This is a genomic window from Sulfitobacter sp. GN1-4, assembly GCF_055693825.1.
In genome coordinates this window covers 1,509,380-1,522,934 of record NZ_JBVFUQ010000003.1, presented here as the reverse complement: position 1 = coordinate 1,522,934, position 13,555 = coordinate 1,509,380, and the positions used below count along the sequence as shown (strand labels likewise).

Here is a 13,555-nt window from a genome sequence, read left to right as displayed (position 1 = left end):
CCGCCGCTTGGCCGCTGAACCGCTTGCCCTTCGCCGTTGCCGCGCCTACCTAAAGGCAAATGCAAAGAGGTACTGTAATGCTCCAACTCCCCTTCCCCGTCCGCGACGCCAACGCCGCCTCCGGCGACAAGAACCTTGGCGATCTGCCTGAATGGGATCTTAGCGATCTCTACACCGGGGAAGACGCCACCGAACTCAAGCGCGATCTGGATTGGCTTGAAAAAGCCTGCGCTGATTTTGCGGCTGATTACGAAGGCAAATTGGACACGCTGGATGCCGGTGGTTTGCTGGATTGCGTGTTGCGCAATGAGAAAATCAACCAGATTGCAGGGCGCATCATGTCCTTTGCAGGCCTGCGGTATTACCAGCTGACCACGGATCCGGGCCGGGCCAAGTTCATGTCCGACATGCAGGAAAAGATCACGAACTTCACCACGCCTTTGGTGTTTTTCACGCTGGAGCTGAACAAGCTACCGGATGATCATCTGGTCGGACTGCTGGGTGAAAACACGGACCTTGCGCGTTATAAGCCGATTTTTGACCGCATCCGGGCGATGAAGCCCTATCAACTTTCTGATGAGCTTGAGAAGTTCTTGCATGATCTGGGCGTCGTCGGCGACGCCTGGGAGCGGATGTTTGACGAAACCATCGCCGGGCTGACATTTGACGTGGAAGGTGAGACGCTGGGCATCGAAGGCACGTTGAACCTGCTGACCGATCCAGACCGCGCCAAGCGCGAAGCGGGTGCGCGCAGTTTGGCTGAGGTTTTTGAGAGCAATATCAAAACATTCGCACGCGTGCACAACACCCAAGCCAAGGAAAAAGAGATACTAGACCGCTGGCGTGGCATGGAAACCGCCCAGACCGGCCGCCATCTGTCAAACCAGGTGGAACCTGAGGTGGTTGAGGCGCTGCGCAACGCGGTGGTGGGTGCCTATCCCAAGCTGTCGCACCGCTATTATGAGCTAAAGCGCAAATGGCTGGGTCTGGACAAGATGCAGGTCTGGGACCGCAATGCCCCCCTACCGATGGAAGACCCCCGTTTGGTCAACTGGGGTGAAGCTGAGCAGATCGTTTTGGATGCCTATAACGCCTTTGACCCGCGCATGGGCGAATTGGCGATGCCGTTCTTCCGCAAAGGCTGGATTGACGCGGCGGTGAAGCCGGGCAAAGCACCGGGGGCCTTTGCCCATCCCACCGTCACCGACGTGCATCCATATGTGATGCTGAACTACCTGGGCAAACCCCGCGATGTGATGACCCTGGCCCATGAGCTGGGGCACGGCGTGCATCAGGTGCTGGCCGCAGGTCAGGGTGAGATGCTGTCTTCAACCCCGCTCACGCTCGCTGAAACCGCCAGCGTCTTTGGCGAAATGCTGACGTTCCGCAAAATGCTCGATGGGGCCAAAAGTGCGACCGAACGCAAAGTGATGCTTGCCGGCAAGGTGGAGGACATGATCAACACCGTGGTCCGCCAGATTGCGTTTTACGACTTTGAATGCAAACTCCACGCCGCGCGCCGCAATGGCGAGCTGACGCCAGATGACATCAACGCGCTTTGGATGTCTGTTCAGGCGGAGTCGCTTGGGCCCGCGTTTGAGTTCATGGACGGCTATGAAACCTTCTGGGCCTACATCCCGCACTTCGTACACTCGCCCTTCTACGTCTATGCCTACGCCTTTGGTGATGGCCTGGTGAACGCGCTCTATGCGGTTTACGCCGAAGGCGAGGCTGGGTTTGAGGAGAAGTATTTCGACATGCTCAAGGCCGGTGGCTCCAAGCATCATAAGGAACTGCTTGCCCCCTTCGGTCTGGATGCCTCAGATCCCGCGTTCTGGGACAAGGGGCTCAGCATGATTTCCGGCTTCATCGATGAATTGGAAGCGATGGAGGACTGATGCCGCTGTTCCTGCGCGGCAGAGGAATACATTCACAGGCGGTTAAGCAAATTGCGCTAGCGCTCTGACGTCAGCAGTTGGAGCGCGCCTGTGAAGGTATTCGAGAGTATTTTTGCGTCCATTGATGCCTTTATCTACCAATGCAAAAACGACGACGCCTATACCATGCAGTATATGGAAGGGGGCGTTGCGGCCATCACCGGCTACAACGTTGATCAGATCATCGGCAACCGCGATGTGTCTTACGTCGGTTTGACGGAAAAAGACGATGTCGAACGGGTCTTTGCCGAAGTCGACGCGGCCATTGCGGCCAATGAGGCTTGGGATGTCTTTTACCACATTCGCCACCGCGACGGCTCCTCCATCCCGGTGCGCGAACGGGGATCAGCCATCTTTGACGGCGATGAACTGGTCCATCTGCAAGGCATGGTGGTGTCTGCGATGGCCGAAAGGGATCTGAGCAAGAGCATCCAAGAGGTGAACGACACCATGTTGGAGACAAACACCAAAATCATCGAGCTCAGCCGCGAAATTGCCACCTCCACCCGCAAACTCAGCATGCTGGCGATCAACGCGGGCGTTGAGGCGGCCCGCTCAGGCGAGGCAGGCAAAGGCTTTGCGGTGGTGGCGGATGAGATCAAGATACTGGCAAAGCAGAATTCGCAATGGGCCAAGCTGATTGAGGATTGTGCGGAAACCACCCAACGGTAAGGGGTGGAGAGAATGCAGTCCCTGGCACCGTAGCTGATCATAGAGATGCGGCCAGACCTTGGATTAGCGGTGACACCGGGTGATCACGGGCTGGGCAGTTCTACTGCGACGCCTGCGCACTATTGCTGGCCCCTTCTGCTCAGGCGGGCACCTCCCTGCCCCCCGCCACTACCATCCGGCCGGGCCGTTATTTCAACTGACTGTCCTTTGATCCCCGGCGGTTGATACCGCCGCGCGCCTGAAATTGCGCGTCACGCTCTTGCATACACTCGATGCACAGCTTCACCCCCGGCACCGCCTTTCGGCGCGCTTCGGGGATCGGCTCATCACACTCGGCGCAATGGGTCAGGCTTTCGCCGACAGGCTGTTTGCGGGCCTTTAGCCGGGCCAGCTCATCCGTGATGGAGGCCTCAATCTGTTCGCTCACCGCGCCGTCTTTTGCCCATCCCCCGGCCATATCACCCTCCATAGAAAAACCCTGCCTGAGGATGCAGGCAGGGTTCTATCGTTGTCAATTCAGCAGCGCTTAGGCTGAGACGAGCATGCCTTTTTCGCGGGCAAGGTCACGCATGCGCTTTTGCAGCTTTTCAAACGCCCGCACCTCAATCTGGCGGATCCGTTCGCGGCTGACCCCATATTTCTCGCTGAGGTCTTCCAAAGTGATCGTCTCATCGCTCAGCCGGCGCTGTGTCAGGATATCGCGTTCGCGGTCGTTCAGCACATCCATGGCACTGGCCAACATGTCGCGGCGTGTCTCAAGCTCATCACGCTTTTCATAGTCACCCGCCTGGTCGGCATCTTCGTCTTCCAACCAGTCCTGCCACTGCATGGCGCTTTCGCCGTCAGAGCCCACTTGCGCGTTCAAAGACGCATCACCCCCCGACATGCGCCGGTTCATGGAAATCACTTCTGCTTCTGTGACGCCCAGATCCGTTGCAATCCGCTTGACGTTTTCGGGACGCAAATCGCCCTCTTCCAGCGCGCCAATCTTGTTTTTGGCTTTCCGCAGGTTGAAAAACAGCTTCTTCTGACCGGAGGTCGTGCCCAGTTTCACCAAGCTCCATGAGCGTAGGATGTATTCCTGAATGGACGCCCGGATCCACCACATTGCATAGGTCGCCAGACGAAAGCCTTTTTCCGGGTCAAACCGCTTGACCGCCTGCATCAAACCGACGTTGGCCTCTGAGATAACCTCCGCCTGCGGCAGACCATAGCCGCGGTAGCCCATGGCGATCTTGGCAGCCAGTCGCAGATGGGATGTCACCATCTTATGCGCGGCCTGCGTGTCCTGCTCTTCCACCCAACGTTTGGCGAGCATGTATTCTTCTTCCGGCTCCAAAAGCGGAAACTTGCGGATCTCCTGCATATAGCGGTTGAGACCACCCTCCGGCGTTGGTGCCGGCAAATTTGCATAGTTGGCCATCTGTGTCCCCTTTCCCTGCAAGAACGCGATATGTTTATAGCGTTAACATGCAAATGGTGATGCCTAAGAAGCGTTTCAAGATACGCTTGGTGATTTTCTTAATATTGGCACAAGATGTATGAAGCAGAAGTTATATTACCGTGCTGTCACGGCCATGTGCTCAAGGTTTCAATCGCAAATCAGCGCAGAATTTCCAGCAAATCTGACATGTCCTGCGGCAATTGCGCTTCAAAACGAACGTTTTCCTTGCTCACCGGGTGCTCAAAACCCAAAACCGCCGCATGCAACGCTTGCCGATCAAAGGCGCGCAGGGCTGTTGCGGCGGCCTCGGACACTGCCGATTTGGCCAACTTCCGACGCCCGCCATAGGTGGGATCGCCCACCAATCCGTGGCCTGCATGGGCCATATGCACCCTGATCTGGTGGGTGCGCCCCGTCTCAAGCCAGCATTCCATCAGCGCCAGCACAGGCGGTGTGCCAAAGGCCTCCACCGTGCGCGCCCGCGTCACAGCATGCCGGCCGCCCTGAAACAGAACCGCCTGCCGCTGTCGGTCTGTCTTGTGCCGCGCCAGTTGGGTGGTCAGCTTTAGGATATTGCCGGCCTCAAACGAGGCCCCTCGCACCTCGCGCAAGCGCGGATCATTGGCATCTGGCACACCGTACACCAAGGCTTTGTAATACCGTTCAACAGTGTGCTTTTCGAACTGGGCCGCTAGCCCGTGATGGGCCGCATCCGATTTGGCCGCAACCAACAACCCGCTGGTTTCCTTATCAATCCGGTGCACGATGCCCGGACGTTTCATGCCCCCCACGCCAGAAAGCTGATCACCACAATGCGCCATCAGCGCGTTCACCAAAGTGCCAGCAGGCGTGCCGGGTGCGGGGTGGACCACCATGCCGGCAGGCTTGTTCACAACGATCAGATCATCGTCTTCAAACACCACATCAAGCGGGATGCTCTCCGCCTCAATGTGGCTCTCTGCTGCGGCAGCGACGGTAATCTCCACGATCGCGCCTTCGGCCACCTTGGCGCGCGGATCTTGTTGAACAGCACCGGCAACACTGACGGCACCTTGTTCGATCAATTTACCCAACCGGGTGCGCGACAGGTTCGCCGCCTCTGGCACATCTCGGGCCAGCGCCTTATCAAGGCGCGACGGTGGATCTTCCCCCAGAACGAATGAAATGCGGTGTGTGGACATGGACGACCCAGTAGAACCAGCAAACCTGCGGTTTTTGCGGCGGTTGGTCACGGTGCTGACCGTGGTGATGATTGCAGGCGTGATAGTGGTCATTGGCCTGCTTGTCACCCGCCTGAATGCAAGTGCGCCGCCTTTGCCAGATCAAATCACCCTGCCCCAAGGCGTGACCGCCACGGCATTTACCCAAGGGTCTGATTGGTTTGCGGTGGTGACGTCGGACAACGAAATCCTGATCTATGACAGGCTCACAGGGGCGCTGCGCCAGACCATCGCGATTGATTAGGGGCCGGTGCCCATCGCACTGGACCGCGCAGCACGTTGAAATCGTTGATTTCAGGTAGCCTAGGGCCGGTCTGCACGCAAACATTGATATAAGGGGAAGAGTGGTACCACCTCCTGGCACAGAACACGTGTTTGCCGCTGTCCATATGCATCCGCCAACGCCAAGCCTGTATTGATATTTTCGCATTCATCGTCCATATACGCCCTAGAGCGTCCGCCTGCAGCGTCGACCAAATGGTCTACTGAATGGTCGACAGAGTGGTCTACAGGATTTTGAGAAGCAATGGCACGCAACAAGCTGACAGACACAGCCATCAAAAACGCCAAGGCGGGAACGCTGTCTGATGGTGGTTTGCTGTATCTGCGCAAAGAGGGCAAAGAGTCAGGCCGCTGGTATATCCGTTTCTCCCTTCGGGGTGAGCGGCAGGTCATGGGCCTCGGTTCCTACCCCTCCACCACACTGGCCGAAGCCCGCAAGCAGCGTGACCATTGGGTGCATGTGCTGAAAAACGGCAAAGACCCACGCGCAGAGAAGAAGAAACAAGAGGTAGAGGCGGATCTGTCGGCAAAGCACACCGTAAGCAGATGGGTGGAACTCAAGTTCGAGGCGCTCAAGCCCCAGCTCAGAAACGGTGGCGAGGGCTCCCGGTGGGCTTCACCACTGCGCATCCACGTGCTGCCCAAGCTGGGCGAGATACCGATTGAGGACATAACGACTGATGACATCGTGAAGGCGTTGCGGCCTATATGGTTGAGCAAGGCAGTGACAGCAGAAAAAGCGATCAACAGACTGGCCGCGGTATTCGACTTCGCAGAGGCCGGCGGGTTGGATGTGACACGCCAGACCATCCGCAGGGCAAAGCTCCTGTTGGGCGCACAGCCTAGTAGCAAAGAACACATACCGGCCTTGGATTGGCGTGAGGTTCCAGACTTCTATGCGTCTTTGGGCGAAAGCGCAGTGGAGCTGTGCCTGCGGATGTTGATCCTAACGGGCACAAGATCCGGCTCAGTTCGGAATTGCCACGTTGATCAGATCGACGGCGACACATGGACAATCCCCAGCAAATTCATGAAGGGCCGAGAGGGCAAGGTGAGTGACTTCCGCGTGCCCCTGTCCGATCAGGCTTTGGAGGTGATCGAGCTTGCCAAGGCCCAGGGTGATGGACTGCTATTCACAGGCCGCGCAGGCAGACCGCTATCAGACATGTCGCTATCTATGTTCATGCGCCGCAGGGATATGGAAGCCAGGCCGCACGGATTCCGGTCGTCATTGCGCTCATGGCTGGCAGACGAAGGGATCTCGTTTGAGGTTGGTGAGACAGTCCTCGCCCATGTGGTCGGCAATCGTGTGGCGCGCGGTTATCAGCGCTCTGATCTGCTTGATGTCCGTCGCGGGGTCATGCGGTCATGGGCTGACCATGTAGCCCCCAGAGCGGATGCCGGCTCGAACGTCACGAACCTGCACGCCGGCTAAACGCCCCCAAAATGATTCGTTTTCAGGCTTACATGTTCCATGAGAACCTAACTGTGAGTTACTGTTTTGCATGAGTTTTTCCGTGCCGGCACTTGACCGAAAAAAGTTGCAAGGCGTAACACGCAACGACGCCATGAGTGCTCATTGCGTGCAGGAGGTGAGCTTAGGGCAGCAAATACATGAATTACATCTGAAAATGCCGGTTCACGAGATCCTGACTGTTACACTCACCCATATTAGAAATTATATTTTCTACAATAATTACAATATCTTAAAGTTAATTTTTTACGTGACAGGCGCAAGCCACCTGTGCCAGCGATGATGGACATCAACAAATGCCGAAGGAGGCCAGAATATGACTACATCAAATGAAACAGCTGCCGCGCCTCTGCGCCGGTTCATGTCACTCAAAGAGGCCACGGTCTACGCCGGGGTCGGACGCAGCAAGCTCTATACAGAGGCCGAGGCAGGTCGCCTCAAGTTCACAAAGATCGGACGGCGCACTGTGATCGAAATTGCTGAGGTTGATCGCTGGCTTGACGCGCACGTCGCGGCATCAGAGGCCGCCGCCTGAAAAAGGAAAAATGGTAAGAGCGCCACGAGCTCTTACCCTTCAATCCTTCGAACACCACACCACGAAAGGAAAAACGATGAACAACCAAACACGGTGTGACAGTGTCAATTTCATACAATCTCCCAAGCTCCACTGCAAGGGCTAGTATCCCCAGAAGCAAACGCACACTAGATCTTGAGGTGCGTCATGCCAGCTGATTTTGCGCATCTTTTCCCTGAGGTCGATCATCCACCCCACGCCGTCTTGGATGCGGATGGCAATTGGAGCGGCACAAATTTCCTCGCCTACATCAGCGAAGAGGAGTTCAAGGAGGCGGCTGAAAAGGCCACGCAGTTGGAGGAAGAGGCTGCCAACCGAGACCGGCAGTTCGAAGAGAAGCGGCAGCGTCGGAACGACTTGCGAGACGCCGTGGGAGTGGAGGCCCTATCGCGGCTGCCAGAGTTGGCGCAGGAAGTCTTCGCTTCGGGTGGCGATGTGGCAACCGGCAGATACGGCAGCTATCTACGCTTTGGCGAGCGAAAAACCTCCGGCTACATCAGCGTATGCATTTCGGGCGCGGATGCAGGAGTTTGGAAGTCCTTCAAGAGCGGCGGCATCGTTGAAAAAGGCGGGCTCTTGCACATGTGGGCATACCACATGGGCGTCCCGCTGTCGGGCAACTATTGGGATGTGGTCGAAAGCCTGGCCGGCCGGCTTGGGATCAATGGGCGCAAGCGGACGGAGCAAGAACGCAAGGCCACAGCAGACCGCCTCGCAGCGCAGGAAGCACAGCGGAAAGTAGAGGCCGAGCTTGAAGAGCTGGAGCTGGCTGCAAAGATCCGGGCCGTTGAGAGCGTGGCCGTTCCGCTTCTTGGCACCGAAGGCCAAGCCTATCTGCAGGCCCGCGGCATCGAAGAACTACCGCCAGATCAGGTTTGCCAATTCATACCAGCTGGAGCCTTGCTGAACGTCGATCACGCACCGGGTTATGCCGAGGTCGCATCGGTGCTTTTTTGGGCCACTGACGACGATGGCAACCGCGTCGGCGGACAGCGGGTTTTCATCAACGCGAACGGCGAAAAGATCCACATGCCTGGCATCGGTGCAAAGTCGTCTTTCGGCAAGGTCGGGCGTGGCTCTGTACGGTTCCCAGAAAAGCCGGGCGCATCCAATGATATTGTGATCGTCAGCGAGGGCCCTGAAACCGCGTTGAGCCTGTGGTCACTGGCAAGGTTCCAGTCACACGCATGCCTGTCTATAGGGCAGATTGCGCCAGAGTTGGAGCGGCTGGATGAGGACGCCCGCGTTGGCATCGCCGCTGAGAATGACCCCGCCGGAAGTGACGGGGCAAAGGCGTCTCTGGCCATCATCCAAAAGGCGCAGGCGCTTGGGCTGAACCACGCCGTTCTGAGGCCTGACACGCCGAAAGACGGTGGGGATTGGCTCGACGTTCTCAAGGACAAGGGCTTTGACACCACACGCTCGGAGCTGTTGGCGCAGCTGAAGTTCGAGGGTCGCAGGCCCCGTCCATTGGCACCGGCACTGCAGCTGCCATTCCCGGTCAGGATGCCAGAGCAAGAGCGCGCCCAGAGCATCGCAGATGCAAACGCCGAGGTGCTGGATCTCGCAATGACGTGGGTCGCAGATGTTGTTCAGCGGGCGGTGCCATCACGTGAGCTTGCATCCGCATATGACGCCCTGCGCGAAAAGCGAAACGAGGGCCTGATCGGCGAAAAGGAAATGGCCCGCGAACGCCGTGTAGCAAGGCGCACGATTCAGCGCCGGCACGATCTGCCAAAGCCGCCAAAGGTTCGGCCTGGCCCGATGGATTTTCAGCCAGATAATCAGATCGGAATCATCGCAAGTGCTGGTTTGGGAAAGAGTACCTGCTTCACGGGCCGGAAAAATTCTGCCGGAGCGCTGCACGGCATGGGTGAGGGTGCTCGATTCCTGTTCTTAGCGCCCACGGGAGTGCGCGCTCGTGAGGGATACGACGATTACCTTGCAGGGGCTGTATCCGCTGATGGTGTAGCCCCGCGCGCGTTGCTTGTTCAGGGGCGTGGCGAGGACAATTGCCAGATGTATGAGCAGATCAACAAGGCCGCGCCGCTCGGCATCAACCTTTTGCGCGACATTTGCTCCAAATGCCCTTTCTCCATGGACTGCCAATCGACTGGATACTTGTCACAGGAGGATGAGCTGAAAGAGGCGATGGCGGCCCCAGAAGGCGCAGTGATCTTTGCGAGCCACAGCTATTTGGCCGCCCCACTTCCGGGCTCGCCATCGGTTGATGCAATTATCGTTGATGAGGCCGCGCATGGGGCCGTAAGTGAATATGTAGTCGCCACGCTGAGCGACATCGTGATGCCGATGCTTCCGACAGGCATGCCAGCGGAGCGCACGGCAGATCTAATGGATGAGCTTTCGGGCGTTGAGCCGCTGCTGGAGCCGCTCAGGGCCGCTCTGACGGGCTGGGTGAACCTTGGGGCGCTGAGAGACGCAGGATTGACCCCAGAGCGGCTGGAGGCGGCGTCTAGAGCCCTTGGGCAGTGTTTGGCCGCTGGATTGCCCACGCAGGCCCCGGGAGAGCCTGTGGAGGCGCTGGCAGCCCGCTGGAGCGAGTTACTGGACCGGGAGGGCGCAGGGCGCGCCTATCGCTTCCAGCGCACGCTTGATGCTTTGGCCATCGAATTGCGTCACGGGCAGCCGCTGGCGATTGGAATGCAGGGCCGTGATGGGCACATATTGTCATGGATCCAGAAGCCTCAGCGCTACAAAAATCATCCACTTGCGGTTCTGGATGCCACAGCATCTGAGGAGCTAACCGAACGGATCTTCGGCCCGTTGCAGTGGCATCGCTTTGAGGTTCAACGCCGCGTTACGCACGTTCAGGTTGCAGGGCGTTCGTTCAGCAATCGATCCCTGAGGTCGGGGCATGATGCGCTGGAATTGCAAAAGTTGATCCTCGACACCGCACGGGCTTTGGCACCAAGGGGGCCGTTGCTGTTGGCGGCGACCATTCCGGTTTTGCAGGAGCTTGGGTTTCAACGTGATGAGGCTAAGAGGCTTTGGCAACCGCCCGAGGATCTTGCAGGGCTTCAGGTAGTGGGGGTCCACTACCAAAGCGTTCGTGGGCAAAACCGGTTTGAGGATTTTAAGACGGTCATAACCGTGGGCCAATTCGAACTTCCGGTTTCTGTACAGGAGGACCAGGCCAGGGCATTTGCAGCGCAGCGGGGCGAGGCCATCGTGGCGCATCCCAGCAATGAATATCTGCGGCGCAAGGATGCCTCGATCATCGATCGAAGGGGCATGGCCGTGGACATCAAACAGCCCTTCCATCCGCATGGCTTGGTCGAGGAAATGCGCCAACAGGCATCAAGCGCCGAATTGGTTCAGGTTGTTGATCGCATCCGAGGTGTGCGTGCGACTAATGACAGCAAGCTAATCCTTTCCTTTGGCAATGTGGCGGTGCAGACTCCCGATGTTGTTGTTGATTGTGCGGATGTGTTGGCAGGCGGTTCGGACGTTGAGAAGTTCATCGCCCGCGTTGGCTTCCTGCCGCATTCTGCATCCGAGGTTCTTTGGCTGGATCAACAGTGGGCAAGCCAACATGAGGCGCAACCGATCTGGGGAGGCCTCACTTCGGTCAACCGCGCTATCACTCGGTTGTCACCAGCTTGGAAGCCCAACGACATCACAACGCACGAAGATCAGGAACGCGCACGCCGGGCGAAGGCACACGTTCTTGCGGCGTTGGATGTTGCAGAGAAAATGCCCAAAGCAGGGGCAAAAGATTTATCCGCTTCTCTCATAATAGTATTAGGAGAAGAGCGGATAAATCTTTGTAACAGAGTTGAAACTTACTTTTCAGTTACTTACAGGAAAAAACCCACAAATGAGGCCCCTCAGCCACGTGCAAAAACAGCTTGGGTGAAAGCCAATTCTGACATTGATGTAATAGGAAAAATAAAACGTCAGGTGGGTTCATCTGCAGAAATAATCGAGTGTTTTAGGTTTTCTAAGCATGAGGGGGAAAAATAATGTCTACCCCCAAAATAGAAAATATCGCACGAAACCTCACGAATTTGGTTGACGGGATTTTCTGCGGCGCGCCAACCCCCACCTCCAATCAACATGCAAATTCCTCCTCCTCCCTACCCGATTACTATCGTGACGGCCCCCCCATGCTTACGCCCTGAAACCTCAATGGTTCAAAGGTTTAATCTTAAAGCATTGAAATCACGCATACATCAAACACCCATCAGCACTGATGAGTGCGCATGCTGATAAACTAGAAAAGGTAAATCATATGAGCACTGAAAATGCAGACAGCACACCGAATGCTGCAGATTGCAAACCGCAGGAAGCGACCATTGATCCGATACGTGCACTGTTGGCGCAGCGTGAGCCCGACATAGCCAAGCTCTTCGCAAACCACCCCCGCCCCCAAACATCCGCGGGCCCTAACCCAACCCCAACAACACTTCACTAATGCAGGCAAAAGGAATGATGAAATGACTGATGACAATTACAAAGGCGGCGCATGGCAGGCACGCGCACCCGGTTACGACTTCGTGCGCTGGCGCGGAATGGAGGTCACTCGTGAACAGTTCGCGCAAATCCAGAGGTGGCACGATGAAAACAAGGACCACATCCTGTTTGTTGAGAAGCAAGCCAAAGAGTGGGGCGTGCTGCCTGAGGATATAAGAGATGCTTGCGTGCCCTCCCGCATCCATTGGCCAGGTCTATGCCCCCGCCGATATGATGATGGGATTGGCGACCCTGTTCAGTTTGCAGCAGAGAACCGCCGCCATTCAACTGAACCTGACAGCGATGGACGGCGCATGGTTGGGGCGGGCGTACGGCTGATGCAGATCGCAGAGGAAAGCCTGCGCTGGGATAAGTTCAAGTCCGCGTTCGACATCGCCGCAATCCACGTTGTCGCTTGTGAGTTGAACATGGCGCGCGGTGCATTGGGAGACGGACGCCCTGTCGATCAGATGGCCCCACAGGCGCAGGAGATCATGCGCGGGCTGCAGGTCAGCGCATATGCACGATCAGAGGTGCTGGCAAGGGAGGCAATCCGCAAGGTGGCCATTGAATCTGGCGAAGATCCTGAACGCGGATTCCTGCCCTCGAAATGGCTGCGGGATGCGCCGATGCCCCTCACTGACAAAGCAGTGGAAGCCGTGGAAGCAGCCGCAGAGGCCTTGGGTATCATCACGATCAAAGGCACCGATGTGAAGAAGTGGCACATCTACAATTCCGAGGAGGTAGCAACCCGCGCAGCACGTGCCATCGGAATCCTTGAGAACATGCACAGGCTGAACCCACCAAAGGACCACAGGCTGACGGCCTACACCAACACAGACAGACCGGGGCACCGTGCGCTGGACCTATCCCTAGCGACCCTGCAGCAACAGCAGGAGGTCACGAAATTCGCGGTCTCCTCCAGCCTGAACCTCATCATGTGGCTGGACAGCACACTGCAGGGGGCCCCACCGCACACCCAGCAACAGCCTACACCCGCTCACAGCCCCGCACAGCTCGCCCCTGAGCCTGCGAGGCCGGCCCTGCCCATGAGCAGACGGAAGCTCAAAGAGGCGCACGCGCAGTACCTCGCCAACGGAGGCGCAGAGCTGGACTGGTATCGGTATGTTGGCCGGTACCACCAAGAGCATCCCTATGGGATCTATGTGAACTACTGCTTCGCGGTTAATGACAAGTTCCTGACTTATCGCACCTTCGTGTCACGCGCCTTTAGCGGGGAGTTAAGCCGAGAATTTACAAGCACAGGCTATCTGCACCATCCGGGCGGCTACGCGTTCTTCACAGACTGGCTCGAACAGGATGAGGAGGACATGTTGCTAGGATAGCAAAAAACTCAAAGAAGAGTTTGCTGTAAATTGCACAAACCAGAGAGAGTGGGGGATGTTCCGCTGTATGGGGCAACCTGGGGGATTTCGAGGGAGAGAGGGCTCCAAATGATTGAGCCTTGGGGGGACACGC

10 protein-coding genes are annotated in these 13,555 nt (G+C 57.2%); 7 read left to right on the top strand and 3 right to left on the bottom strand.

Annotated elements, in window-relative coordinates:
- The first annotated feature begins 77 nt into the window (after window positions 1-77).
- Both ACZ1HM_RS07970 and ACZ1HM_RS07965 read left to right on the top strand, forming a co-directional pair.
- The gene (locus tag ACZ1HM_RS07970; protein ID WP_472742308.1) at window positions 78-1,898 is read left to right on the top strand and encodes a M3 family oligoendopeptidase; all 1,821 of its coding nucleotides are present in this window, start codon (window positions 78-80) and stop codon (window positions 1,896-1,898) included.
- A 90-nt stretch (window positions 1,899-1,988) separates the two neighbouring features.
- Entirely contained in the window at window positions 1,989-2,609 is a 621-nt protein-coding gene (locus tag ACZ1HM_RS07965; RefSeq protein WP_472742307.1) for a PAS domain-containing protein, read from the top strand.
- A gap of 187 nt (window positions 2,610-2,796) precedes the next feature.
- On the opposite strand, the gene ACZ1HM_RS07960 is transcribed toward ACZ1HM_RS07965, so the two are convergent.
- From ACZ1HM_RS07960 to ACZ1HM_RS07950, 3 genes are all read right to left on the bottom strand, one after another.
- Window positions 2,797-3,066, bottom strand: coding sequence for a DksA/TraR family C4-type zinc finger protein (locus tag ACZ1HM_RS07960; RefSeq protein WP_472742306.1), 270 nt, complete (start codon window positions 3,064-3,066; stop codon window positions 2,797-2,799).
- A 69-nt stretch (window positions 3,067-3,135) separates the two neighbouring features.
- Window positions 3,136-4,032: an RNA polymerase sigma factor RpoH gene (gene rpoH, locus ACZ1HM_RS07955; protein WP_472742305.1), complete on the bottom strand. Its 897-nt coding sequence runs from the start codon at window positions 4,030-4,032 to the stop codon at window positions 3,136-3,138.
- A gap of 179 nt (window positions 4,033-4,211) precedes the next feature.
- On the bottom strand, window positions 4,212-5,234 hold the full coding sequence (locus ACZ1HM_RS07950; RefSeq protein ID WP_472742304.1) for an RluA family pseudouridine synthase: 1,023 nt from the start codon (window positions 5,232-5,234) through the stop codon (window positions 4,212-4,214).
- Here ACZ1HM_RS07950 and ACZ1HM_RS07945 point away from each other — a divergent pair.
- The 5 genes from ACZ1HM_RS07945 (at window position 5,233) to ACZ1HM_RS07925 (ending at window position 13,422) form a co-directional block, all read left to right on the top strand.
- Window positions 5,233-5,517, top strand: coding sequence for a DUF6476 family protein (locus ACZ1HM_RS07945; RefSeq protein ID WP_472742303.1), 285 nt, complete (start codon window positions 5,233-5,235; stop codon window positions 5,515-5,517). The two genes, ACZ1HM_RS07950 and ACZ1HM_RS07945, sit on opposite strands and share 2 nt — an antisense overlap.
- 282 nt (window positions 5,518-5,799) lie before the next feature.
- On the top strand, window positions 5,800-6,990 hold the full coding sequence (locus ACZ1HM_RS07940) for a tyrosine-type recombinase/integrase (RefSeq protein WP_472742302.1): 1,191 nt from the start codon (window positions 5,800-5,802) through the stop codon (window positions 6,988-6,990).
- A 355-nt stretch (window positions 6,991-7,345) separates the two neighbouring features.
- Window positions 7,346-7,564, top strand: a complete 219-nt coding sequence (locus ACZ1HM_RS07935) for a helix-turn-helix domain-containing protein (RefSeq protein ID WP_472742301.1) — start codon at window positions 7,346-7,348, stop codon at window positions 7,562-7,564.
- Between the two features lie 186 nt (window positions 7,565-7,750).
- Window positions 7,751-11,587, top strand: coding sequence for a DUF7146 domain-containing protein (locus tag ACZ1HM_RS07930; protein WP_472742300.1), 3,837 nt, complete (start codon window positions 7,751-7,753; stop codon window positions 11,585-11,587).
- Between the two features lie 473 nt (window positions 11,588-12,060).
- Window positions 12,061-13,422 carry a hypothetical protein gene (locus ACZ1HM_RS07925; RefSeq protein ID WP_472742299.1) on the top strand — a complete coding sequence of 454 codons (1,362 nt, stop codon included), beginning with the start codon at window positions 12,061-12,063 and terminating at the stop codon, window positions 13,420-13,422.
- Window positions 13,423-13,555 lie beyond the last annotated feature (133 nt).